General features: G+C 73.3%; 18 protein-coding genes and 1 riboswitch. Of the genes, 14 read left to right on the top strand and 4 right to left on the bottom strand.

The window, feature by feature from the left end; translation table 11 throughout:
• Nucleotides 1-464: 464 nt before the first annotated feature.
• Together ABZX96_RS16520 and ABZX96_RS16515 are read right to left on the bottom strand one after the other, a co-directional pair.
• Nucleotides 465-1,268: an NAD(P)H-binding protein gene (locus ABZX96_RS16520; protein WP_355544455.1), complete on the bottom strand. Its 804-nt coding sequence runs from the start codon at nt 1,266-1,268 to the stop codon at nt 465-467.
• A gap of 266 nt (nt 1,269-1,534) precedes the next feature.
• Nucleotides 1,535-3,808 carry a chitinase C-terminal domain-containing protein gene (locus tag ABZX96_RS16515; protein ID WP_355544484.1) on the bottom strand — a complete coding sequence of 758 codons (2,274 nt, stop codon included), beginning with the start codon at nt 3,806-3,808 and terminating at the stop codon, nt 1,535-1,537.
• 606 nt (nt 3,809-4,414) lie between these two features.
• Nucleotides 4,415-4,545, top strand: a riboswitch (FMN riboswitch).
• 153 nt (nt 4,546-4,698) lie between these two features.
• Between ABZX96_RS16515 and ribD the strand changes: the two genes are divergently transcribed.
• The 10 genes from ribD to ABZX96_RS16465 all read left to right on the top strand — a co-directional run bounded on the left by ribD (nt 4,699) and on the right by ABZX96_RS16465 (nt 13,884).
• Nucleotides 4,699-5,844: a bifunctional diaminohydroxyphosphoribosylaminopyrimidine deaminase/5-amino-6-(5-phosphoribosylamino)uracil reductase RibD gene (gene ribD / locus ABZX96_RS16510; RefSeq protein WP_355544452.1), complete on the top strand. Its 1,146-nt coding sequence runs from the start codon at nt 4,699-4,701 to the stop codon at nt 5,842-5,844.
• A 1-nt stretch (nt 5,845) separates the two neighbouring features.
• Nucleotides 5,846-6,586, top strand: a complete 741-nt coding sequence (locus ABZX96_RS16505) for a riboflavin synthase (protein WP_355544449.1) — start codon at nt 5,846-5,848, stop codon at nt 6,584-6,586.
• Nucleotides 6,583-7,236 carry a nicotinamide mononucleotide transporter family protein gene (locus tag ABZX96_RS16500; RefSeq protein WP_355544446.1) on the top strand — a complete coding sequence of 218 codons (654 nt, stop codon included), beginning with the start codon at nt 6,583-6,585 and terminating at the stop codon, nt 7,234-7,236. The genes ABZX96_RS16505 and ABZX96_RS16500 overlap by 4 nt, the downstream gene beginning before the upstream one ends.
• Entirely contained in the window at nt 7,233-8,579 is a 1,347-nt protein-coding gene (locus ABZX96_RS16495; RefSeq protein WP_355544443.1) for a bifunctional 3,4-dihydroxy-2-butanone-4-phosphate synthase/GTP cyclohydrolase II, read from the top strand. The genes ABZX96_RS16500 and ABZX96_RS16495 overlap by 4 nt, the downstream gene beginning before the upstream one ends.
• Before the next feature lie 103 nt (nt 8,580-8,682).
• Nucleotides 8,683-9,168, top strand: a complete 486-nt coding sequence (gene ribH, locus ABZX96_RS16490; protein WP_355544440.1) for a 6,7-dimethyl-8-ribityllumazine synthase — start codon at nt 8,683-8,685, stop codon at nt 9,166-9,168.
• 108 nt (nt 9,169-9,276) lie between these two features.
• Nucleotides 9,277-9,546 carry a phosphoribosyl-ATP diphosphatase gene (locus ABZX96_RS16485; RefSeq protein WP_355544437.1) on the top strand — a complete coding sequence of 90 codons (270 nt, stop codon included), beginning with the start codon at nt 9,277-9,279 and terminating at the stop codon, nt 9,544-9,546.
• 62 nt (nt 9,547-9,608) lie between these two features.
• Complete coding sequence (hisG, locus tag ABZX96_RS16480; RefSeq protein ID WP_355544434.1) at nt 9,609-10,457, top strand: ATP phosphoribosyltransferase; 849 nt, start codon at nt 9,609-9,611, stop codon at nt 10,455-10,457.
• Between the two features lie 76 nt (nt 10,458-10,533).
• Nucleotides 10,534-10,992, top strand: a complete 459-nt coding sequence (locus ABZX96_RS16475) for a PH domain-containing protein (protein WP_355544431.1) — start codon at nt 10,534-10,536, stop codon at nt 10,990-10,992.
• Nucleotides 10,993-11,299: 307 nt separating this feature from the next.
• Nucleotides 11,300-12,751, top strand: coding sequence for a hemolysin family protein (locus ABZX96_RS16470; RefSeq protein ID WP_355544428.1), 1,452 nt, complete (start codon nt 11,300-11,302; stop codon nt 12,749-12,751).
• Nucleotides 12,748-13,884 (top strand): hemolysin family protein, encoded by a 1,137-nt coding sequence (locus ABZX96_RS16465; protein ID WP_355544425.1) that lies wholly within the window; start codon nt 12,748-12,750, stop codon nt 13,882-13,884. The genes ABZX96_RS16470 and ABZX96_RS16465 overlap by 4 nt, the downstream gene beginning before the upstream one ends.
• 197 nt (nt 13,885-14,081) lie before the next feature.
• On the opposite strand, the gene ABZX96_RS16460 is transcribed toward ABZX96_RS16465, so the two are convergent.
• Together ABZX96_RS16460 and ABZX96_RS16455 are read right to left on the bottom strand one after the other, a co-directional pair.
• Nucleotides 14,082-15,989: an AAA family ATPase gene (locus ABZX96_RS16460; RefSeq protein WP_355544422.1), complete on the bottom strand. Its 1,908-nt coding sequence runs from the start codon at nt 15,987-15,989 to the stop codon at nt 14,082-14,084.
• Between the two features lie 475 nt (nt 15,990-16,464).
• Entirely contained in the window at nt 16,465-17,049 is a 585-nt protein-coding gene (locus ABZX96_RS16455) for a hypothetical protein (protein ID WP_355544419.1), read from the bottom strand.
• A 244-nt stretch (nt 17,050-17,293) separates the two neighbouring features.
• Between ABZX96_RS16455 and ABZX96_RS16450 the strand changes: the two genes are divergently transcribed.
• The 4 genes from ABZX96_RS16450 to ABZX96_RS16435 all read left to right on the top strand — a co-directional run bounded on the left by ABZX96_RS16450 (nt 17,294) and on the right by ABZX96_RS16435 (nt 23,391).
• The gene (locus tag ABZX96_RS16450) at nt 17,294-18,658 is read left to right on the top strand and encodes a peptidase C39 family protein (protein ID WP_355544416.1); all 1,365 of its coding nucleotides are present in this window, start codon (nt 17,294-17,296) and stop codon (nt 18,656-18,658) included.
• Between the two features lie 557 nt (nt 18,659-19,215).
• Nucleotides 19,216-20,247, top strand: coding sequence for a hypothetical protein (locus ABZX96_RS16445; RefSeq protein WP_355544413.1), 1,032 nt, complete (start codon nt 19,216-19,218; stop codon nt 20,245-20,247).
• Between the two features lie 175 nt (nt 20,248-20,422).
• Nucleotides 20,423-21,889, top strand: coding sequence for an amino acid permease (locus tag ABZX96_RS16440; RefSeq protein ID WP_355544481.1), 1,467 nt, complete (start codon nt 20,423-20,425; stop codon nt 21,887-21,889).
• Nucleotides 21,889-23,391: a glutamine synthetase family protein gene (locus ABZX96_RS16435; protein ID WP_355544410.1), complete on the top strand. Its 1,503-nt coding sequence runs from the start codon at nt 21,889-21,891 to the stop codon at nt 23,389-23,391. The genes ABZX96_RS16440 and ABZX96_RS16435 overlap by 1 nt, the downstream gene beginning before the upstream one ends.
• Nucleotides 23,392-23,491 lie beyond the last annotated feature (100 nt).

Raw genomic sequence — 23,491 nt, 5'->3', positions numbered from 1 at the left:
AATCGCCGGACGGGCTGGGATTTGCGGTCTCGGCTTCGGAGGGTGCCTGTCACTGTGTCCTCAATCGCCGGACGGGCTGGGATTTGCGGTCTCGGCTTCGGAGGGTGCCTGTCACTGTGTCCTCAATCGCCGGACGGGCTGGGATTTGCGGTCTCGGTCTCGAAAGGCGCCCGTCACTGTGTCCTCAATCGCCGGACAGGCTGGGTTTTGCGGGCTCGGCCCAGAAGGTGCTGCCAGCCTCCCAAGATGGCTGCTGAGTCGCGAGTGCGGAGGCTGCGGCTCGTCGCCGCTCCCGTCACTGTGTCCTCAATCGCCGGACAGGCTTGAAGTTTGTGCGGCCCCCGCCCAAAGACCGGCACCCCGGGCGACGCCGACTCCCCTGTGGCCGGCGTCGCCCGGAGCGCGTCAGTGGCCGGGGCGGGCGGCCTTCCGAGAAGGCGAGCGCCCCGCGGCGACGAGACGGCTCACGACGCCCCGACCGCGGCCTCGCGCGGCACCCGTTCCGCCAGGAACTCCTCGTACGTGGTGCGCCCCACCGCACGCTCCGGCGCCAGGTGACCCCCCGCCTGGAACGCCCGGAACGTGGGGCCCGGCAGCCACAGCGGGGCCAGCAGTCGGCGTCGGCCGCCGGCGCGGAGCGTGGCGCGGGCGAGGTCGCGGGCGGTGCGGACCTCCGGGCCGCCCATGTCCGGGACCCGGCCGGAGGGCTCGCCGATCGCCAACTCGGCCATGCGGTCGGCGACCTCGCGCACGTCGATCGGCTGGATCCGGACCCCGGCCGGCACCGGCAGCACCGGCGACCGGGCGCCCGCCTTGACGACCCTCAGCACCAGGTCGTGGAACTGGGTCGTGCGCAGCACCGTCCATCCGGTCTTCGACTCCTCCAGGAGCCGTTCCACTTCGAGCTTGGCCCGGTAGTAGCGGAACGGGACGCGGTCCACCCCGACGATCGAGATGTAGAGCAGGTGCGGCACCTGGGCGGCCTGGGCGGCGGCGAGCAGCCGGCCGGCGGCGGGCACGTCCCCGCCGGTGGGCGTGGAGGCGCAGTGCACGATCACGTCCGCGCCGGTCACCGCCTCGGTCAGCGTCTCGGCGTGCACAGCGGCGTCCTGGCGCAGGTCCGCGGCGAACATCCGCACGCCGGGGCGTGGCGGGGCGGCGTGGGCCCGGCGGCTGAGCGAGCGCACCTCGTGGTCGCCCGTCCGCAGCCGGTCGATCAGGACCCGGCCGAGGGTGCCGGTGCCGCCGGTTACCAGAATCGTTGCCATGGGTTCGACCCCCTGTCGGCTGAGCTTTCCGTCGTCCCGGTATAGGACGAACGGCGCCGTCCCTTTGTGACACGGCGGGCGGCGGCCGTCCCTACGGCGGGCGGCGTATCCGGTTCCGTACGGGAGACATCACGCCAGCACAGGCACGCGGCTTGCCACCGGCCGGGGATCGGACGCGCGGCGCCGCCCCAGGAGAACGACGCCCACCGGACGCGCGGCGCCGCCCTCGTAAGGGCGACGCCGCGCACCGGAAGGACGGAGAAGACTCAGCAGCCTCCCAGGTCCTCCCAGGCTCCCCACTGGCTGCTTCCGGGCTCCTCGCCCTTCGTCCACCACTTGGCCTTCCAGTTGTGGCCCTTGTGGGAGACCTGCGTGCCGCCGGTGTAGGAGGTGGCGGCGTCCCAGGCGGTGACGGTGCAGGTGCCGCCCGGCGGGTTGCCGCCGCCCGGCGGGGTTCCGCCGTCGCCGGGCTTGCCGGGCGTGGTGCCCCGGGCCAGGTCGCCGGCGAGCGCGTACGCCTTGCCGCCCACGGTCACCGTCCAGTTGGAGGGGGTGGAGGTGGGCAGGTAGTAGACGAAGTCCAGCTCGACGGAGGCGCCGGGGGCCAGCGACTGCCAGGCGGGCAGCTTCAGGGAGACGCGGTGGTAGTCGCCCTTGAGGCCGCCGATGTTGTTGCCCGCGGTGTGGTCGCTGCGGACGATCTTCGTGCCGAAGCCGGACTGGTCCTTGGCGTTGCCGGGCGCCGAGGTGGCGTAGTCGAACTGGAACTCCGTGCCGCCGGGCAGCGTCGTCGCCGAGTTGTTGGTGATCTTCAGCTTGGGGCTGATCGGGTAGTTGGAGTCGCCGAGCGCGAACTGCCCGAAGTCCACGCCGATGTCCAGCGTCTCCTTGGGCATGTCGATGGTGGCCCGGGTGGCGCCGTACGGGGTGGCCGACTTGAACTTCTCGTACATGGCCGTGGTGAGCGTGTCACCGGGCTCGTACTGGCCCTTGGCCGCGTTGTAGCCGTAGTCGCCCGCCAGCTCCCAGACCATCGTGCCGCCGATACCCCGGTCGACCACGTAGTCCGCCTTGGCCTTGACCGACTGCTCGTCCTCGGTGGACAGGAAGACCTTCTTCTGCGCGTTCCACAGCCAGGGCGCGACCAGCGTCGAGTCGTACTTGCGCACGTAGGTGCCGGTCAGCTGGGTGTTCGCGGCGAAGCCGTACTGGGAGACGTAGTCGCCGACGACGCCCTTCTCCAGGTTCTTCGCGTGCCACATGGGGTTGGACCCGGCCGGCGACTCCTTGCCGTCGGTGTCCTTGTCGTGCCACAGGTTGTCGATGCCGACGGCGCCGTCGCCGCACTTGGTCAGCCCCGCGCCGGCCGGGCAGGAGGCCGCGGGGGCCTTGCCCCACAGGCCGTCGGTGCCGCCGGTGACGTTCTTGAATCCGCGGGTGTAGTACGGCAGGCCGATGTTGATGCGCCCGGCCGGCATCGAGCCGCGGAAGTAGTGGTAGGCCCAGTCGGTGTTCAGATAACCGATGCCGCCGTATTGGGACGTGGTGTAGACGCCGGCCGAGGCGAGTTCGGCGTCCTTTCCGTCGTCGAAGAGCGAGGCGTTCGGACCGACGTATTCGTTCCAGGCCCCATGAAGGTCGTAGGACATGATGTTGACGTAATCCAGGTACTTCTGCACCTGGAACGTCTCCATGCCGCGCAGCAGATATCCGGAGGACGGCGCGGCGACGGTGAGGAGGTAGTGCCGGCCGTCGGCGGCGCCCGCCCGGTCGAGCTTCTCGCGCAGCGTCTTCATCAGCGCGGCGTAGCCCTTGACGAGCCCGGCGCGGCGGCCGTTGGCGAGCTGGTGGTCCAGCGGGTTGCCGGCGTCCTTCATCGTCGTCGGGTATTCGTAGTCGATGTCGACGCCGTTGAACCCGTACTTCTTGATGAAGTCCACCGCGGAATCGGCGAACGTGTTGATGCCCGCCTGGTTGACCGAGCCGTCGGCGTTGGTGGCCATCGAGTAGAAGCCGCCGGAGTTCACGCGCTTGCCGGAGTCGTCGGTGTATCCGCCGGTCTCGGCCCAGCCGCCCACGGAAATCAGGGACTTGACGTTCGGGTGCTGCTTCTTGAACTTGTTCAGCAGGTTGAAATGGCCCTTGTACGGCAGGGACGGGTCCATTTCGGCGCCCTTGACGCCCGGCCAGGTCATTCCGGTGGCGGCGTTGTTCGCGTTGTCCGAGCCGACCGAGAGTTTGTTGGCGCCGTCGATGTGGCCGAAGGCGTAATTGATGTGGGTGACCTTGTCCCACGGGATGTCGGAGGCGAGGTAGGCGGGGGTGCCGTCCTTGCCGGTGCGCCAGCCGGTGAAGTAGCCGATGACCCGCCGCTGGTGGTCGGCGCCCATCTTCTCGCGGCCCGCGCCGTCGTAGACCGAACAGTAGGGAACGTCCACGCCGGGCGTCTGGTAGAGCCCGTCGGGCCGGCAGGCGGCGTGGTCGGGAGTGGCCGGTTCGGCGGCGTACGAGGCGGTCGCGGGCAGCGTGCCGAGGAGCAGGCCGGCGGTGGCGGTCGCGGTGAGCGCGAGGGCGGATCTGCCGCGGGGGCGGCGCCCGGCGGACGCGGCGCGCCGTGGCGCGGACGGTCCGCGGGTGGGGCGGGACAACACGATCGGTTCCTCCTGGGAGGCTCGACGAGGGGAGAGGTGCTGCGGGTCGTGCGGCGGTGCGGCGGCCGGAGACGAGGTGCCGCACCGCGAGTGACCTGTGCTGCTGGTCGTGCTGTGGGGGTGGCCAGACAGTAAGAGGACTAGACCATTGCGTCAATAGGTCTGAACCAATCCCGTGCCCGCGACCCGAACCCGGCCCGTCCCTCCGATCCGGGCTCGGCCCGTCCCCCCGAGCGGAACGCGCCGGAGCGCCGTGGCGCGTACACGGCACCCACTCCGGCCCCGCGCCGCGTGATCCGGCCCCGCGCCGCGTGATCCGGCCCCGCGCCGCGCGATCCGGTGTCGCGCGGCCCCGCGCACCGCCCGCCCGCCGCCCCGTACGTACGTCCACTACGCCCCGCACCCCCGTGCCTCCGCTCTGTGAGCCAATCCACAGGTGCTCGCTCGCACGGGCGACGATCAGACGTGGCAGACTGAACGGCGTACTGACATACGCAGCGCACTCCGGGGTCGGTGAAAGTCCGAACCGGCGGTTACAGTCCGCGACCCGGCCGCATCCAGCGACCGGTTGAGCAGGTGGAATTCCTGCACCGACGGTTAAAGTCCGGATGGGAGGCAGTGCGCGGCGGACAGGCGTCGGTACACCGTCGCCGGCGGTTCGCCCAGCGTTTTTCCGGGCTTTCCGTACCCCGGCAGCGGTGTCTCCGTTGCCTCGTTTCCGCTCATTCGTCGTTCGTCGACGGCCCCGGAGTCCGTGCCCGAAGAGGCAGGAGGACCCGGTGGCCACCACAGCCCCCGCCGAGACCGCGGCGATGCGCCGGGCGATCGAGCTCGCCGCCCGCGGCCTCGGGCACACCAGCCCCAACCCGGTCGTCGGGTGCGTCGTCCTCGACGCCCAGGGCCGCACCGCGGGGGAGGGCTGGCACCAGCGCGCCGGCGGTCCGCACGCCGAGGTCCACGCCCTGCGCGCGGCCGGCGAGCGGGCGCGCGGCGGCACCGCCGTCGTCACCCTGGAACCCTGTAACCACACCGGCCGCACCGGCCCCTGTGCGCAGGCGCTCCTGGACGCCGGGATCGCCCGGGTCGTCTACGCCGTCGCCGACCCCACCCCCGACGCGACCGGCGGCGCCGCCACCTTGGCCGCGGCCGGCGTCGAGGTGGCGGGCGGGCTGCTCGCCAAGGAGGCGGCGGCCGGGAACGAGGCGTGGCTGACCGCGGCACGGCACCGGCGGCCCTTCGTCCTGTGGAAGTACGCCGCCACCCTCGACGGCCGGATCGCCGCCGCCGACGGCACCAGCCGCTGGATCTCCTCCCCGGAGTCCCGGGCCGACGTCCACCGGCTGCGCGCCGAGGCGGACGCCGTGATCGTCGGCTCCGGCACCGCCCGCGCGGACGACCCGCAGCTCGGCGCCCGGATCGCCGGGCTGGCCGACGCCGAGGTCACCCAGCCGCTGCGGGTCGTGATCGACTCCTCGGCCAGCGCCGTCAAGCCCGGCGCCCGCGTCCTGGACGGCACCGCGCCGACCCTCATCGCCGTCGGCGACCACACCGACGCCACCCACCTGCAGGGCCTCGCGCCCCTCGTCCGGCTGCCGCGGGCCGCGGGCGGCGTCGGGCTGGACATCCCCGCGCTGCTCACCGCGTTGTACGAACGGGACGTCCGCTCCGTACTCCTGGAGGGCGGCCCGACGCTCGCCGGGGCGTTCGTCGCGGCCCGCGCCGTGGACAAGGTCGTCGGCTACCTCGCGCCCGTCCTGCTGGGCGCCGGCCCCACCGCCCTCGGTGACGCCGGAATCACCACCCTCGCGCAGGCGTTGCGCCTGGAGATCACGGACACCGCCCGGTTCGGCCCCGACCTGCGCGTCACCGCCGTCCCCGCCCGCAACGACCTCCCTGACCTGCCTGACCTCCCTGAGGAGAACTGAAGTGTTCACCGGAATCGTCGAAGAACTGGGTGAGGTCGTCGCCGTGGAACACCTCGGCGACCCCTCCGGCTCCACGCCCGCGGACTTCTCCCGCTTCCGACTGCGCGGCCCCCTGGTCACCGAGGGTGCCCAGCACGGCGACTCCATCGCCGTCAACGGCGTGTGCCTGACCGTCGTGGAGACCGGGGACGGCGAGTTCACCGCCGACGTCATGGCCGAGACGCTGCGCCGCTCCAGCCTCGGCGCCCTGACCGCCGGCTCGCGGGTCAACCTCGAACGCCCCATGGAGCTCGGCGGGCGGCTGGGCGGCCACCTCGTCCAGGGCCACGTCGACGGCACCGGCACCATCACCCGGCGCACGCCCGGCGAGCAGTGGGAGATCGTGGAGATCGCGCTGCCCGCCGCCCTGTCCCGCTACGTCGTGGAGAAGGGCTCGATCACCGTCGACGGCGTCAGCCTGACGGTCGTGGACGCGGCCGAGGACCACTTCACCGTCAGCCTCATCCCCACCACCCTCGCCCTGACCACCCTGGGCCTGAAGAAGCCCGGCGACCCGGTCAACCTGGAGGTCGACGTGCTGGCGAAGTACGTCGAGCGGCTGCTGACCGGCGGCGTCCGGCCCGCGGCCGTGCCCGAGGGCCTGGAGGGCGTCGTCGGCGTGCACGCCGAGGTCCGGCCCGCGACGCCCGGGCACGCCGCCGGGGCCCCGTCCGCGCCATCCGTGAAGGAGAACGCCCGGTGAACGCCTTCGACTGGCTCAACGGCGAGGCGTTCAGCGTCTTCCACCAGCACGTCATCTGGTCCGACATGATCGGCAACACCATCGGCCTGGCCGCCCTGGCGCTCGGCTGGCGGCGGTCGATCCTCACCTGGCCCGCCCAGCTCCTGTCCGGCCTGGTCCTCGTCGCCGCCTACCTCTCCGCCCACCTCAGCGGCGGCGTCGGCAAGCAGCTCCTGGTCATCGGCGTGGCGCTGTGGGGCTGGCGGCAGTGGCGGCGCGGCGGCCGGCGCGCCCAGGACGGCTCGCTGGCCATACGGTTCGCCACCTGGCGCGAAAGGGTTGGGCTGCTGGCGGGCACCGCCGTGGGCACCCTCGCCGTCGGCGGGCTGTTCGCCCTGGTCCCCGCGCTGTCCTGGAACCCCTGGCCGGACGCGTACATCTTCGTCGGCACCCTGGCCGCGATGGTCGCCCAGGCCCGCGGACTGGTGGAGTTCTGGTTCGCCTGGCTGCTGGTCGACGTGGTGGGCGTGCCGCTCGCCTTCAGCAGCGGACTGGCCTTCTCCGGCCTCGTCTACGTCGTCTACCTCGCCCTCGTCCTGTGGGGCCTGCGCGACTGGTGGCTGCGCTCGCGTGCGAGCACGCGGCCCGTCCTGGAAGGAGCGGTGGCATGACCGCACTCAAGAGCTGGTACGAGCCCGGGTACTCCGCGTACGAGGGCGGCGCCGGGGACCTGGCGCTGGACCCGGTGGAACGGGCCGTCGCCGACATCGCCGCGGGCCGCCCGGTGGTGGTCGTCGACGACGAGAACCGCGAGAACGAGGGCGACCTCGTCCTCGCAGCCGAGAAGGCCACCCCGGAGATCCTCGCCTTCATGATGAGCGAGTGCCGCGGCCTGATCTGCGCCCCCATGGAGGGCGACGACCTGGACCGGCTGAACCTGCCGCAGATGGTCGAGCAGAACACCGAGTCCATGCGGACCGCGTTCACCGTCACCGTCGACGCCGCCGCCGCGCACGGCGTCACCACCGGCATCTCCGCCGCCGACCGCGCCACGACCCTGCGCCTGCTCGCCTCCGGCGAGTCCGTGCCCGGCGACTTCGTGCGGCCCGGCCACATCTTCCCGCTGCGCGCCCGGCCCGGCGGCGTCCTGGCCCGCAACGGCCACACCGAGGCCGGGGTGGACCTCGCCCGGCTCGCCGGACTGCGCCCCGCCGCCGCCATCGTCGAGATCGCCGGCGAGGACGGCAGGATGCTGCGGCTGCCCGAGCTCGTCCCCTTCGCCCGCAAGCACGGCCTGTCGATCATCTCCATCGAGGACCTGATCGCCCACCGCCGCTCCCTCCAGCTCCGGGACCCGCTCGGTGAGGGCGCGGCCTCCCCTGAACCCACCGTGCGGCGCGAGGCCGAGACCCGGCTGCCCACCGCGCACGGCGAGTTCACCGCGTACGGCTACCGCTCCACCGCGGACGGCGTGGAACACGTCGCCCTGGTGGCGGGGGAGATCGGGGACGGCGAGGACGTGCTGGTCCGGATCCACTCCGAGTGCCTGACCGGGGACGTCTTCCACTCGCTGCGCTGCGACTGCGGCCCGCAGCTCCAGGAGTCGCTGCGCCGGATCGCCGAGGCGGGCCGCGGCGTGGTCATCTACCTGCGGGGCCACGAAGGGCGCGGCATCGGCCTGCTGTCCAAGCTGCGCGCCTACGAGCTCCAGGAGCGCGGCCGGGACACCCTGGACGCCAACCTGGAGCTCGGCCTGCCCGCCGACGCCCGGGACTACGCGGCCGGGGCCCAGATGCTCGCCGACCTCGGCGTGCGCTCGCTGCGCCTGATGACCAACAACCCGGACAAGATCACGGCCCTGTCCGGCCACGGCCTGCGGGTCACCGCCCGCGAGCCGATGCCCGTCCAGGCCGGCGAGCACAACCTGCGGTACCTGCGCACCAAGCGGGACCGGATGGGGCACGACCTGCCCTGGCTGGACGCGGACCGCGCCTCGGCCTGCGGCAGCCAGTAGGCGCACCGGGGCGGGGAGGGGGCGTTCCGGCCTCGTCCCCGTCACGCGGAGCGACGACGCGAGCACCACCGACACCATCAGCACCGCACCACCGAGGAGAAACGTGAGCGGCAAGGGCGCACCCGAACTGTCCGTCAAGAACTGCGGCGACCTGCGCGTGGCCGTCGTGGCGGCCCAATGGCACGAGAAGGTGATGGGCGGCCTGGTCGACGGCGCGCTGCGGGCGCTGAACGAGCTGGGCATCGCCGAGCCGACGCTGCTGCGCGTCCCCGGGAGCTTCGAGCTGCCGGTGGTCGCCAAGGTGCTGGCCGGGCGCGGCTACGACGCGATCGTGGCGCTCGGCGTGGTCATCCGCGGCGGCACGCCGCACTTCGAGTACGTCTGCCAGGGCGTCACGCAGGGGCTGACGCAGGTCTCGGTGGACACCGGCGTCCCGATCGGCTTCGGCGTGCTGACCTGCGACACCGAGGAGCAGGCACTGGACCGCGCGGGCCTGTTCGGCTCCACCGAGGACAAGGGCCACGAGGCGGTCACCGCCGCGGTGGCCACCGCCGTCACCCTGCGGTCGGTCGCCGAGCCCTGGCACTGAGCCCACGGCCCCCGGCGCGGCGGCCCCCTGGGCGTCCGGGCGTGCGGTGTCCGCCATGCGGAGCCGCCGCACGCCGCCCGGGGGCGACCGCGTAGGGTGGTGCACACCATGTCCAAGAAGACGTTCGAGGAGCTGTTCTCCGAGCTCCAGCAGAAGGCCGCCGGCGACCCCGCCACCTCCCGCACCGCCGAGCTGGTCCGGTCCGGCGTGCACGCCATCGGCAAGAAGGTCGTCGAGGAGGCCGCCGAGGTGTGGATGGCCGCCGAGTACGAGTCCGACGAGGCCGCCGCCGAGGAGATCTCCCAGCTCCTGTACCACCTCCAGGTGATGATGGTCGCCAAGGGCCTCACCCTCGACGACGTCTACGCCCACCTCTGAGCACCGCTCGCCCTCCCGCACGACACCAGCCTCACCCCACCTCATCGAAGGAAGTCGCTTCCATGCTGCGCATCGCCCTCCCCAACAAGGGTTCTCTGTCCGAGCCTGCGTCGGCGATGCTCCATGAGGCCGGCTACCGCCAGCGCAAGGACCGCAGGGAACTCGTCCTGGTCGACTCCGACAACGAGGTCGAGTTCTTCTTCCTGCGCCCGCGCGACATCGCCGTCTACGTCGGGTCCGGCAAGCTGGACATCGGCATCACCGGCCGCGACCTGCTGCTCGACTCCGGCGCCGAGGCCGAGGAGATCATGCAGCTCGGCTTCGCCGGCTCCACCTTCCGCTACGCCACCCGCCCCGGCACCGCCAAGGACGTCAGCGAGTTCGGCGGCATGACGGTCGCCACCTCCTTCTCCGGCCTGGTCACCGCGCACCTCGCCGAGCACGGCGTCCAGGCGTCCGTGGTGCACCTGGACGGCGCCGTGGAGACCGCGATCCAGCTCGGCGTCGCCGAGATCATCGCGGACGTCGTGGAGACCGGCACCACCCTGCGCAACGCGGGCCTGGAGATCATCGGCGAGCCGATCCTGAAGTCCGAGGCGGTCGTCATCCGCCGCACCGGCGCCCCCGCCGACGACCCCAAGGTGCGGCAGTTCCTGCGCCGCATGCAGGGCGTCCTGGTGGCCCGCCGCTACGTGATGATGGACTACGACATCCGCGTCGAGCACGTCGAGAAGGCGGTCGCGCTGACCCCGGGCCTGGAGTCCCCGACCGTCTCGCCGCTGCACCACGAGGGCTGGGTCGCGGTCCGCTCGATGGTCCCGTCCAAGGACGCGCAGCGCATCATGGACGAGCTCTACGAGCTGGGCGCCCGCGCGATCCTCACCACGAACATCCACGCCTGCCGCCTCTGACCCCCCGACCGTTCCGGCGGACGCGTACGGGGACCCGTACGCGTCCGCGCGACGAAGACCACGGAAGACCGACGACGTGTCCGCTCCCGCCCCCGTGCCCGCCCTCCCGGTGACCTTCCGCCCGACCCGTACCCGGGCCGTGCTCTACGGCGTCGGCCTCGCCCAGCTCGCCGCCCTCACGGCCATCGCGCTGGCGCTGCCGGCGCTCAGCGGGGGCGAGCGGATCAGCTTCGTGATGACCGGGCTGATCGTCCTCGGCGTGCTCCTGCTGCTCAGCCGCCCCAAGGTGGTCGCCCGGCAGGACGGCCTCACCGTGGTGAACCTCACCACCAAGCGCGAGCTGGCCTGGGCCCAGGTGCTGCGGGTCAACCTGCGCGTCGGCGACCCGTGGGTGCACCTCGACCTCGCCGACGGCACCAGCCTGCCCGCCATGGGCATCCAGCCCGGCATCGCCAAGGACCAGGCCATCCGGGACGCCCGCGCGCTGCGCGCCCTCGCCGAGCGGCACGGCACGGGGCAGGACACCGGGCGCTGACGGGTCTCCGGGGGAGGCATCGGCCCTCCGAGATCCGAGATCCGGGACCCGGCGGCCCGTGGGGAACCGGGCCCGTGAGCGCCGCACGGCGCCCCACCAGGCAGCGGCGCGCCCGCTCCGTGGACGAACGACCCTGCCGCCGCGCCGCGCCCCCTGTTTACTCTGGTGACCGGAGCGCGCCCGCGCCCCGGCCCGCCACGGGCCCCCTGCGACCTGAGGAGTGACTCCCTCCGGCAATGGACGGATCGTCCTGTAGTACCTGCGCCGCCCCTCCCGCGGAACCCCCGCATAGCCCGGAGGCGGCGGCATGACCGCCACACTGCTGCTGCTCGCGGCGGCGTTCGTCCTCATCCTGGCCAACGGTTTCTTCGTCGCCGCCGAGTTCGGTCTCGTGACCGTCGAGCGGTCCCAGGCCGAACGCGCCGCGGCCGAGGGCGACCGGCGCGCCCGCACCGTCGTGACCGCCCTGCGCGAACTCTCCTTCCAGCTCTCCGGCACCCAGCTCGGCATCACCATCACCTCCCTGGTCGTGGGCATGCTCGCCGAGCCGGCGCTCGCGAACCTGCTGTCCGGGCCGCTGACCGCCGTCGGCCTGCCGGACGGCGCGGTGCCCGGCGCGGCCGTCGTCATCGGCATGCTGCTGGCCTCCGCGATCCAGATGGTCATCGGTGAGCTGGTGCCCAAGAACTGGGCGGTGTCCCGGCCGCTCCAGGTCGCGCGCTTCGTCGCCGGCCCGCAGAACGCCTTCTCGCGCTTCTTCCGGCCGGTGATCTCCCTGCTCAACCGGGTCGCCAACCGGCTCGTACGGGGCCTGGGCGTGGAGCCGACCGACGAGCTGGCCTCCGCCCGCACCCCCGGCGAGCTGGTCTCGCTCGCCCGCCACTCGGCGCTGGCCGGGGCGATCGAGCAGGACACCGCGGACCTGTTCGTGCGCACCCTCTCGCTCGGCGGGCTGACCGCCGAGAACGTGATGACCCCGCGCGTGCGGGTCAGCGCCCTCCAGGTCACCGCGACCGCCGAGGACGTGGTGAACCTGACCCGGGCCACCGGCCTGTCCCGCTTCCCCGTCTACCAGACGCGGATCGACGAGGTGGTCGGCATGGTCCACCTCAAGGACGCGCTGGCCGTCCCGGCGCACGAGCGGCTGCGCACCCCGGTCAGCCGGATCGCGGTGCCGCCGCTGCTGGTGCCCGAGACGCTGCCGGTGCAGCCGCTCCTGGAGCGGCTGCGCAGCGAGCAGCCGATCGCCGTGGTCGTGGACGAGTACGGCGGCACCGCCGGGGTGGTCACCCTGGAGGACATCGTCGAGGAACTCGTCGGCGAGGTCCGCGACGAGCACGACCACGCCCACCTGCCCGAACTGGGCCCGGCCCCCGCCGAGGACGGCCGCCCCGCGTGGGACGCCGACGGCGGCTGCCGGGTCGACGTGCTGCGGCGCATCGGCCTGGTCGCGCCCGAGGGCCCGTACGAGACGGTGGCGGGACTGGTGGCCCACACCCTGGGCCGCATCCCCGCGCCCGGCGACACCGCCGAGCTCGACGGCTGGCGGCTGCGGGTCCGGCTGGTCTCCCACCACCGCGCCGAACGGGTCCGCATCGTGCGGACGACGGACGTGGCGGGGGAGCCGGGGGGCCCGTCCGGGCCGCCGGTCAGCGCACTCGTCCCGGAGCCGGCCGCGGACGCCGCGTACGGAACCGTCACGGCGATCGACGTGACGCCGGCCGCCACCGTCACCACGGCCGTGGAGGTGGCCCGATGACGCTGCTCCAGCTCCTGTTCGCGGTGGCCCTCGTCCTGATCAACGGGTTCTTCGTGGGCGCGGAATTCGCGCTGGTCTCCGTGCGGCGCAGCCAGATCGAGCCGCTGGCCCACGAGGGCTCCAAGCGGGCCCGCAAGGTCCTGTACGGCCTGGAGAACCTGCCCCGCATGATGGCCGCGGCGCAGTTCGGGATCACGGTGTGCTCCCTGACCCTCGGCGCGGTCGCCGAGCCGACGGTCGCCCGCCTCCTGGAACCCGTCTTCCAGGCGCTGCGCCTGCCCGAGCCGCTGATCCACCCGCTCGGCTACGCCATCGCCCTGGCCTCCGTGGTGTTCCTGCACCTGGTGATCGGCGAGATGGTGCCGAAGAACCTGGCGATGGCGGCGCCGGAGAAGACCGCGCTGTGGTTCAGCCCCGGCCTGGTCGCCTTCGCCCGCCTGTGCCGCCCGGTCACCGCGCTCCTGGGCGCCTGCGCCCGCGGCGTGCTGCGCCTGTTCCGGGTCGAGCCGAAGGACGAGGTCGAGGCGGTCTACACCAGTGAACAGCTCACCCACCTGGTCGCCGACTCGGGCCAGGCCGGACTGCTCGGCCCCGCCGAACAGGAACGGCTGCTGTCCGACGCCCTGGAACTGGGCAGCCGCCCGGTCACGGACGTCCTGCTGGACCCGGCGGGCCTGGTGACCGTCGGCCCCTCGGCCACCCCCCGGCAGATCGAGGAGCTGACCGTGCGCACCGGTTACTCCCGCTTCCCGGTCCGCGCGCCCGGCGGGGCGTACATGGGATACCTGCACGTCAAGGACGTGCTGGAGCTGGAGGACGGCGACCGCGCCGTGCCCCAGCAGATCTGGCACCCGATGACGACGCTGCGCGCCGAGCTGCCCTTGGACGACGCCCTGACGGCGATGCGGCGCTCCGCGTCCCACCTCGCCGCGGTGGCCGACGCGGAGGGCCGGGTCCTGGGGCTCGTCGCCCTGGAGGACGTGCTGGAGATGCTGGTCGGCGAGGTCCGCGACCCGGCCCACCGCCGCGGGCCCGCCCGCCGCGTCCCGCGCGTCGGCGCCTCCGGCGACCGGATCACCCCGCCGCGCGCCGCCCCCGGCCGGCCGGCGGGGGAGCGGGCGATGGCGGGGTGAGGGCGCTCCTACGGACGCCAAGATAACCAGCGAAACCGGGGCCCGGCCCGGTCGGACATCAAGCGTCCGATCGGGCCGGGCCCCGGCGCGTACGCAAGAGACCGGGCCCCGGCGCGTGCGAGAGAGCGGTCCCCGGGCCGTACGAAGACAGGGTCAACGCCTCCGCCCACCGGCCGGAACCACCCGCACCACCCGGCTCACCCCTCGAACCCCAGCGGCGGCGCCTGCGGGTCCGTCCCCGTGGCGGGTCCGCGGCCGGACAGCACCTCGCCGTACGCCTGCATCAGGTCGGGCAGCCGCAGGGTGGCCAGGTCGTCCCGGGAGGGCGTGCCGGCCCAGGTGGACAGCCGCAGGTCGCGGTAGGCGCAGCTCTTCTCGTACAGCGTGCGCAGGAAGCGGCCGTTGCCGAGCTCGTCGATCCAGCCCTGCTCGACGACGTGGCCGCTGATGCTGCCGAGTTCCTCCAGGGCCTCCTCGTCCCAGCGGTCGCCGTTCTCGGCGGCCAGCACCTCGCCGATGGCGGTCAGTTCGGTGGGGCGGTAGCTGGGGAAGTCGACGCGGGTGGTGAAGCGGGAGGACAGGCCCGGGTTGGCGGCGAGCAGGCGGTCCATCCCGGCGGGGTAGCCGGCGAGGATGACGACGAGGCGGTCGCGGTTGTCCTCGGCGCGCTTGAGCAGGACCTGCAGGGCCTCGTCGCCGTACGCGTCGCCCTTGCTGTAGCCGGAGTTGGACAGGCTGTAGGCCTCGTCCACGAAGAGCACCCCGCCGAGCGCGGAGTCGATCAGTTCGTTGGCCTTGACGGCGGTCTGGCCCAGGAACTCGCCCACCAGATCGGAGCGCTGCGCCTCGACGAGGTGGTCACCGCCGAGCAGCCCGAGGGCGTAGAAGACCCGGCCGAGTATCCGGGCCACCGTGGTCTTGCCGGTGCCGGACGGGCCGGAGAAGACGAAGTGTCGTTTCGGCGGCTGCACCGGGAGCCCCTGGCCCGCCCGCAGCCGCGCCATCCGCAGCTGCGCCGACAGCGCCCGCACCTGGCGCTTGACCGGTTCCAGGCCGACCATCCGCTCCAGCTCCGCCAGCGCCTGGGCCAGCAGCACCGGGTCGGCGGGGCCCGATGGTGGTCCGCCGGGGCCGCGGGCGGCCGGGGCCCGCTGCCGTACGGACGGCTCCGGGACGGCCGGCACGCCGGTGGCCGGCTCGCCGTCGTCCGCCGGGTCCGGGCCGGCCAGCAGCTCGCGCCCGTCGACCGGGTCCAGCGGGGGGAACGGGTCGAGGTCGCCGCCGGCCTCCTGGGCCGGGCCGGAGGCCGAGACCGCGGCGAAGTCCGCGCCCTCCTCCAGGCCGTCGCCCTCGGCGATGGCCGCGAGCCGGGCCGCGGTGTCCATGAACGCCGGGTCCACCCGGTGTACCGCGCGGTACAGGGGCAGCGCGGCGGCGGTGCGGCCGGTGCCCTCGTGGGCGCGGGCGAGCCAGTAACGCAGCTCCTTGCGCTGCGGCTGTTCGCTGCGGCAGCGCATCAGCGCGGCGGACAGCAGCGGCTCGGCCTGCCCGTACATCTCCAGCCGGACCCGGGCCATGCCCCCGAAGAGGCCGGACTCGATGCCCAGCAGCGGATCCTCGTGCAGCGGTTCGGTGTGGCGGACGAGCTGGTCCCAGTCCTTGACGAGGTAGGCGCGGCAGGCGTGCAGGAAACGGACCTGCGGGTCGGTGTCCACCGGCGGGCAGGCGGCCAGCGCCCGGTCCAGTTCGGCGACGTGGCGCCCGTCGAGCCAGTGGGAGGCGTGCGCCAGCAGCAGGTCGCGCCGGGTCTCCAGGACGGGCTGCACCCACCAGCCCAGCCAGTACCAGGAATTGAGGGTGCGTCGGTAGCGGGCGCGCTGTTCGCCGAAGCGGTCGCGGTGCTGGTGCATCCGCAGCAGCGCGGTGGTGGTGTCCGCGCGCAGCGCGTGCAGGCCGAGCCAGGCGTCGGCCATCGTGGGGTCCATCCGTACCGCGGCCCGGAACTCCTCCTCGGCCTGCGCGTACGCGCCCACGGTGTAGGCGTCGACCGCGCGCAGCCAGGCGAGTTCGGCCGGGGCGTGCGGGCCCTGCGTGCCGAAATCCATCACGTCCCCCCAAAAAACGTCCCCCGTGGAGTGCCGCCGGGCGAAAGTGCCCGGCCGCAGCCTGTCCGAACCGTCGTCAAAAACCAGGGAGTTGTGCCCCGTGCCGTGCGGTTCGCGTCCTTCGGTGGCACAGACTCGCATCGTACCTGCGGTATCGGCGCGGGCCGAAGAGGGGCGCAGCAGGGGGCGTACGGGGCGCGGCGCGGCGCGACGGCGCGAACGGGGCGGTGACCCACGGTGAGGGGTGAGGGGCGCGGACGCGGGAAGAGGGCGCCCGGCGCAGAACGAAGCCCCCGATCACGGGGGAACAACCGGGGGCTTCGCGTCTGCGGGCGGTCCGTCAGAACCGCACATTGAGAACGTAAGTCCTGTACGCCTCCGAGGTCAAGCGGAGTCGGGGCACTCGGCGGGACCCTGTCGGCGACGGCCTGCGGATCGGCGGCACTTGGTCACGCACAGTGATGGTCGGGGGAGATCAATCGCTCCCAGCGGGCCCCACTCGTACCTCGTACCCCTTGTCTCTCTGCGACACCAGGAGATCGGCGTACGGACGGGACGGATCCGCGGCGAAGTGCCGGCGCTCCGACGGGATCCAGCCATTCCAGAACGTGGCCAGGTCCGGTCCGTCCCGAAGTCGGCCCCTTTCCCAGGAATGTTCGCACGGCAGTTCCATCCACAGCAGGCACGCCAGGTGCGGACGCACCGCGCGGCGCCCGGCGCCGACCCCCTCCACGAGGACCACGGGCGCGGCCGGCACCTCCCGCCGCGACGTGAAGGCCCGGCGTACCCAGTTGTACACCGCGTACCGCGCGGTCTCGCCCCGGCCCAGCGGTTCGAGGACCTGCGTGCGGAACCGGCCGGTCCACGCGAACAGCTCCTCGTGCGTGGCGAGGTCGTCCAGGCGCACCACCGGGGCGCCGCCGAGCGCCGCGGCCAGCCGGCGCGCGAAGGTGCTCTTGCCCGACCCGGCGTGCCCGTCGACCGCCACCAGCCGCACTGGGCCGCAGGACGGCGGCAGGGCGCGCAGGCGGGCGGCGAGGGCGGTCAGGTCGTGGTCCACCGCGCCAGCCTACGTCAGTGGTCCACACCAATATTCATGGCGCGGCGCGCGTCCGACCGCTGGCCGAAGCGCGGGGCAGCGGGCATGGTTGAGCCACCGCTTCCGGCCCGACAACCGAATGGTCCGCGACGCGCCGGTACGGGAACGCCCGCCGGCCGTTTCGGACCACACCGCCGCACCCCGCACGTCCCACGTCATCCGGTACCCGATCACCGTCACCGCTTCCGACTGGGGGATCTCCACCATGACCAGATCCGCGCCCCGGCGCTCCGTCCTGGCCGCCGCGCTCGCCGTCGCGGCGGGCACCGCCACCCCCCTGGCCCACGCCTCCCCCGGCCCCCGTACGCCGCCCCCGCACGCAGGAGGCGGCAAGGGCGTGGTCGAGTACCACGCCTGGACCACCGCCGCCGACTGGCGGCAGGGCACCGGGGACGGCGTCCAGGTGGAGAACGGCGCCCGCCCCGGCGTCGTCATCGACCGCCCGGCCGGCACCCAGGAGTACCGCGACCCGCACACCGGCACCACGGCCACCTGGGAGTACGCCACCTGGACCAGCCCCGCCCACCCGCTCCGGGTCCCGGCGACCGAGGCGGTGGCCTCCTGGAACGCGGCCACCCCCGCCGGCACCTGGATCGCCGTCGAGCTGCGCGGCACCTACAGCGACGGCGGGCGCACGCCCTGGTACGTCATGGGCCGGTGGGCCGCGGGGGACGGCGACATCCGCCGCACCTCCGTCGACGACCAGAAGGACGGCAAGAGCAGCATCTCCACCGACACCTTCGCCATCGACGCGCCCGCGAGCGGCCTGCGGCTGGCCTCGTACGAGCTGCGGCTCACCCTCTACCGCAGGCCCGGCACCCCGCTCACGCCCAAGGTGTGGCGGGTCGGCGCCATGGGCTCCGACGTGCCCGACCGGTTCGAGGTGCCGGCCTCCGCGCCGGGCGTGGCGACCGGCCGCGAGCTGGCCGTGCCGCGCTACTCGCAGGAGATCCACAAGGGCCAGTACCCGGAGTACGACAACGGGGGAGAGGCGTGGTGCAGCCCCACCTCCTCCCAGATGATCATCGAGTTCTGGGGCCGCCGGCCGTCCCGCGAGGACCTGGCCTGGGTCAACCCCGCCTACGCCGACCCGCAGGTCTGCCACGCCGCCCGCTTCACCTTCGACTACCAGTACGCGGGCTGCGGCAACTGGCCCTTCAACGCGGCCTATGCGACGACGTATCCGGAGATGCAGGCACTCGTCACCCGCCTCCAGTCGCTGACCGACGTGGAAAGGCTCATCCACGCGGGCATCCCCGTCATCACCTCGCAGTCCTTCCTGAAGTCCGAATTGGACGGCGCCGGTTACGGCACGGCCGGGCACCTGATGACGGTCATCGGCTTCACCAAGTCCGGGGACGTCGTCGCCAACGACCCGGCCGCGCCCAGCAACGCCGCGGTCCGCCGCGTCTACAAACGCCGCCAGTTCGAGAACATCTGGCTGCGGACGAAACGCCGCAATGCCTCCGGACAGGTCGTCGGCGGCACCGGCGGAGTGTGCTACCTCTACTTCCCGACCCGCATCACCCCGGCTCAGCGCAGTGCGCTGGCGGCGGTGGGGGTGCGCTGAGAACGCCGTGAGCGGCCTCCGGCAGCGCCACCGCCGGGGGCCGCACACCATGGCGCCGGGGAATTCCCCGAAGCGGCAGCGGAAAACGGACCGCTTTCGCGTGGGGCGCGCGATCGGCCGTCCCCGCGTTCCGCCGGAGCTTTTTCAGGAAAGCTGTGAAATTTCCGCAGGATTTCACCGGGCGCGCGGCAACCGCCCGGCGTGTGCCGTGCCGCGGCGCGTCCGGTGCCAAGTCACATCGAAAACAAGCCAGTTGCCGGAAACAATTCAAGAACTGGACCAAGGGGCTCCACGTCGCGTATCTCTTACCGGGCAGCTTTCCCCACGGCGTCGGTGCGGACGGGTGTCCGCCGCACCGCCGCGAGCCTGTAGCGACCGAGGATCCTGATGACGTTCAGCTCGGAGGCGCCCCCCGGGTGCCCGTCCTCCGGCCCGTCCGCCCGCGGGGGCGCGCGGCCGGACCGCTCCCTGTGCCCCGCTGGAGCGCACCCCGGACCCGCCCCCGGCCGCCGCCGACGCCCCGCGCCCCGCGCGGCGGTGCGCGGCGGGGTGTGGTGATGCGGGGCAGACGGTCCCCGTCGGGCGGTGAGGAGTTCCGGCCGGTCTTCCACCCGGCGGGCTTCGACGCGGAACTGCGTCTGGTGCTGGAGGATCTGCGGGTGGGGCGCTGGATGTCCACCCGCGACCTGCTCGCCCGGACGAGCACCCACTGGGCGCTGCGCACCTCCCGTTCGCAGGTGCTGGCGGCGGTGGCGGCCGGGTCCAACGTGGTGCACACCTGGCTCGCGGAGGAACCGGGCAACCCCGACGCGCAGATGATGCGCGCCCGCGTCGCGGTGGCGCGCGCCCTTCAGGCGCACGGCCAAGGGCACCACGGCGCCGCCGAACTGGCACGCGAGGCCCGGAGATTGAGCCGACTGGCGGCCCAGCACGCCCCCGACGACCCGGTGCCGTGGGTCGGCCTGCTGGCCCTCGCCCAGCTCGACGTCCGCCGCGAACTGCCCGAACACCAGCAGCGCCCCTGGGAACCGATGCTGCCGGCGGGCCCCTGGGGACTGCTGTACGAGATCTACGTCCGGGACCGGTACAACCGCGAGGCGTACCACCGGATGCTCCAGTTCCTCCACGCGCTGCCCGGCACCTCCCCCGCCGCCGCCCTGGACTTCTCCCGCTGGGTCGTCTCCTGGGCCCCCGAGCGCTCCCCGCTGCGCGTGCTGCCGCTGTACGCGTGCGTCGAGCACTACCAGCGGCGCCGCGCACAGCAGGGCACCGACCCGCTGCTGCACCGGCAGTGGGCCCGGGAGCCGATCGTCCACGACATCGACCGGGCCATGAGCTGGTTCGAGCGCACCGATCCGGCCGGGCAGTCGGTGCTGGACCTGCACCACCTGGCGCACGCCCTGTGGGCGGGCGAGCGATTCGCCGCCGCGGCGCGGGTGTTCACCGCACTCGGCCCGCACGGCACCCGCCTGCCGTGGGCGTACATGACCGACGACGCGCGCCCGGAGGCCGCGACCGAGGTCTTCCTGAAGGCCCGCGCGCAGTGCCTGGCCGCGTCCGCCACCGACGCCCACCGCGGCGGCCCCTGACACACCGCCCCGCCCGCGACGCGTCACACGGCGTTCCGTAGCATCGCCGCCGCGTGCCCACCCCTGATCCCCCGTCCGTCACTGCTCCATCGGAGGTTCCCTGGTGTCCCGTGCGACCCGCTCCGGGCGTGCCGTCCCCCAGCACGCCCACGGTCCCGAGGCCGACGACGCGTTCCTGCGCCGGCTCGGCTACAAGCCGGTACTCACCCGCCGCATGGGGCCGTTCGGCAACTTCGCCATCAGCTTCAGCGTCATCTCCGTGCTCTCCGGCTGCATGACGCTCTACGGCTTCGGCCTGACCACCGGCGGCCCGGCCGTCATGATGTGGGGCTGGATCGTCGTCGGCTTCATGGTCATGTTCATCGGCGCCGGGCTCGCCGAGGTGACCAGCGCCTACCCGACGTCCGGCGCCCTGTACTTCATGGCCGACCAGCTCGGCGGGCGGCGCTGGGGCTGGTACACCGGCTGGCTCAACCTGCTCGGCCTGCTCGGCGCCATCGCCGGAATCGACTACGGCGCCGCCCTGTTCACCGGCGCCTTCCTCAACCTCCAGTGGGGCTTCGATCCCACGCCCGGCTCGCTCATGGTGATCTACCTGATCATCCTGTGCCTGCACGGCACGCTGAACCTCTTCGGCGTCCGGCTGGTGAGCATCCTGACGTCCATCAGCGTGTGGTGGCATCTGGCCGGCGTGGTGCTCATCGTCGGCGTGCTGTGGCTGGTGCCCTCGCACCACCAGTCGGCCTCGTTCGTCTTCGGCGAGTTCGTCAACAACACCGGCTGGTCCAGCTCGGTGTACGTGGTCCTGATCGGCCTGCTGCTCGCCCAGTACACCTTCAGCGGTTACGACGCCTCCGCGCACCTCTCCGAGGAGACCACCCAGGCGCAGACCAGCGCCGCCCGCGGCATCGTGCGCGCCATAGGCTGGTCGTGGGTCGCCGGGTTCGTGCTGCTCATGGGCCTGACCTTCGCCATCCAGGACTACGCGGGCACCCTGGAGAGCGCCACCAACGTGCCGCCCGCCCAGATCTTCCTCGACGCGCTGGGCGTGGGCGGCGCCAAGGCGCTGCTGCTCGTGGTGATCGTGGCCCAGCTCTTCTGCGGCAACGCCGAGGTGGCCGCCACCTCCCGGATGGTCTTCGCCTTCAGCCGGGACGGCGCGCTGCCCGGCTCCCGGCTGTGGCGCCGGGTCTCCCGCCGCAACGGCACCCCCACCCGCGCCGTGCTCCTGACGGTCGTGGTCGCCGCCGTCCTCGTCCTGCCCTCCCTGTACTCCGCCACCGCGTACGCCGCGGTGACCTCCATCAACGTCATCGGCATCACCCCCGCCTACGCCATCCCGATCTTCCTGCGGCTGCGCGCCCGCGACCGGTTCCGGCCCGGGCCCTGGAACCTCGGGCGCTGGGGCGTGCCGATCGGCGTGGTCGCGGTGGTGTGGGTGGCCTTCGTGACCGTCCTGTTCTGCCTGCCGCAGAGCCACCCCGTCTCGCTGGAGAACTTCAACTACGCGCCGGTCGCGCTGGTCGTGGTGCTCGTGCTGGCCAGCGTTTGGTGGGTGGTTGCCGGACGCCGCAAGTACGAGATCCCGCTCGCCCAGACCAGCGACCCCGAGATGGCCAAGTACGAACAGGAGATCGTGTGATGCACCGTTCCGCCCGGACCGACGGCCTTCCGGGGGCGTCCTCCAACGGCGTCTCCCGCGACGGCCACGCGGAGACCGCCCCCCGGACCGACGGCGTCCCCGGGGCGCCCTCCAACGGTCATGTGGAGCCCCGTGTCCGGGCGGCCCGCGCGGCCGGGCCGCTCACCCTCGCCGAGCTGCGCCGGGAGGTCGCCGCGGGCCGGATCGACACCGTCCGCGTCGCCGTCACCGACGCGCAGGGCCGCCTCAAGGGCAAGCTGTACGACGCCGGGCACTTCCTGGAGCAGGTCGCCGACGGCGGCGCCGAGGTGTGCGCGTACGTCCTCGCCACCGACGTCGACATGCGTCCCCTGGACGGCTTCGCCCTCGCCTCCTGGTCCAGCGGCTACCAGGACCTGCGCGTCCGCCCCGACCCGCGCACCATCCGACGGCTCCCCTGGCAGCCCGGCACCGCCCTCGTCCACGCCGACGCCGTGACCGAGGACGGGCGGCCGGTGACGGTCGCACCACGGCAGATGCTGCACCACCAGCTCGCCCGGCTCGCCGCACTCGGGCTGTCCGTCAAGGCCGGGCTGGAGACGGAGTTCGTGCTCTACAAGGGCCGGTACGGCGAGCTGGCCGAGACCGGCTACCACGGCCTGCGCCCGGTGACGGAGGAGAACCTCGACTACGCCCTGGACCACGATCCCGTCCAGGACGCCTACCTGCGCGACCTGGCCGTGGCGCTGGCCGGCGCCGGGCTGCCCGTCGAGGCCGTCAAGACCGAGTCCGCGCCCGGCCAGGTGGAGATCACCTTCCCCTACGGGGACGCGCTCGCGGCCTGCGACGCGCACCCGCTCCTCAAGCACGCCGCCCGCACCGTCGGCGCCCGCGCGGGCCTCGCCCCCACCTTCATGGCCGCCCCGGAAACCGGCCTCGGCAACGGCCTCCACCTGCACGTCTCCCTCTGGCGCGAGGACCGTCCCGTCCTCGCCGACCCGGACGGCACCCCCTCCGCCCTGGCCCGCCAGGCGATCGCCGGACTCCTGGACCTCCTCCCGGACCTCGCGCCCCTCTACGCGCCGAACACCAACTCCTACAAGCGCTTCGCCCCCGACTCCTTCGCCCCGACCCGGCTGGCCTGGGGGATGGACAACCGCACTTGCGCCGTCCGGGTCGTCGGCCACGGCGACGGGCTCCACCTGGAGGTCCGCGTCCCCGGCGCGGACGCCAACCCGTACCTGGCGCTGTCCGCGGCGCTGGCCGCCGTCCTCCACGGCATCGAACGCGACCTGCGCCCTCCGGCCCCCTACGAGGGCAGCGCCTACCGGGCCGACGAGGTGCCCCGCATCCCGGCCACCCTCGACGACGCCGTGCGCGCCTTCGCGGCGAGCGAGGCGGCGGCCGGGGCGCTCGGCCCGGAGGTCGTCGCGCACTACGCCCACCTCGGACGGATCGAGCTGGACGTGCAGCGGCGGACGGTGACGGACGCCGAGCGGGCGCGGTGGTTCGCACGGGCGTGAGCGGGGCGTGAGCACGGGGTGAGCCGCCCCGGGGCGGCCCTCGGGCGGCCCCGGGTCCCGCTCCCCGGGACCGGTGTGGAGCGAACCCACAGGGGTACCC

This window comes from Streptomyces sp. NPDC003077 (genome assembly GCF_040611095.1).
In the GTDB taxonomy this organism is placed as follows: Bacteria; Actinomycetota; Actinomycetes; order Streptomycetales; family Streptomycetaceae; genus Streptomyces.
This window is presented reverse-complemented; position numbering and strand designations above follow the sequence as displayed.

Bases quoted from the DNA above. Each gene is read 5' to 3' on its own strand.
- ABZX96_RS16520 (WP_355544455.1), bottom strand. From the start codon at position 1,268: ATGGCAACGATTCTGGTAACCGGCGGCACCGGCACCCTCGGCCGGGTC.
- ABZX96_RS16495 (WP_355544443.1), top strand. From the start codon at position 7,233: ATGACCGCACTCAAGAGCTGGTACGAGCCCGGGTACTCCGCGTACGAG.
- ABZX96_RS16485 (WP_355544437.1), top strand. From the start codon at position 9,277: ATGTCCAAGAAGACGTTCGAGGAGCTGTTCTCCGAGCTCCAGCAGAAG.
- hisG (WP_355544434.1), top strand. From the start codon at position 9,609: ATGCTGCGCATCGCCCTCCCCAACAAGGGTTCTCTGTCCGAGCCTGCG.
- ABZX96_RS16470 (WP_355544428.1), top strand. From the start codon at position 11,300: ATGACCGCCACACTGCTGCTGCTCGCGGCGGCGTTCGTCCTCATCCTG.
- ABZX96_RS16465 (WP_355544425.1), top strand. From the start codon at position 12,748: ATGACGCTGCTCCAGCTCCTGTTCGCGGTGGCCCTCGTCCTGATCAAC.
- ABZX96_RS16460 (WP_355544422.1), bottom strand. From the start codon at position 15,989: ATGGATTTCGGCACGCAGGGCCCGCACGCCCCGGCCGAACTCGCCTGG.
- ABZX96_RS16450 (WP_355544416.1), top strand. From the start codon at position 17,294: ATGACCAGATCCGCGCCCCGGCGCTCCGTCCTGGCCGCCGCGCTCGCC.
- ABZX96_RS16445 (WP_355544413.1), top strand. From the start codon at position 19,216: ATGCGGGGCAGACGGTCCCCGTCGGGCGGTGAGGAGTTCCGGCCGGTC.
- ABZX96_RS16435 (WP_355544410.1), top strand. From the start codon at position 21,889: ATGCACCGTTCCGCCCGGACCGACGGCCTTCCGGGGGCGTCCTCCAAC.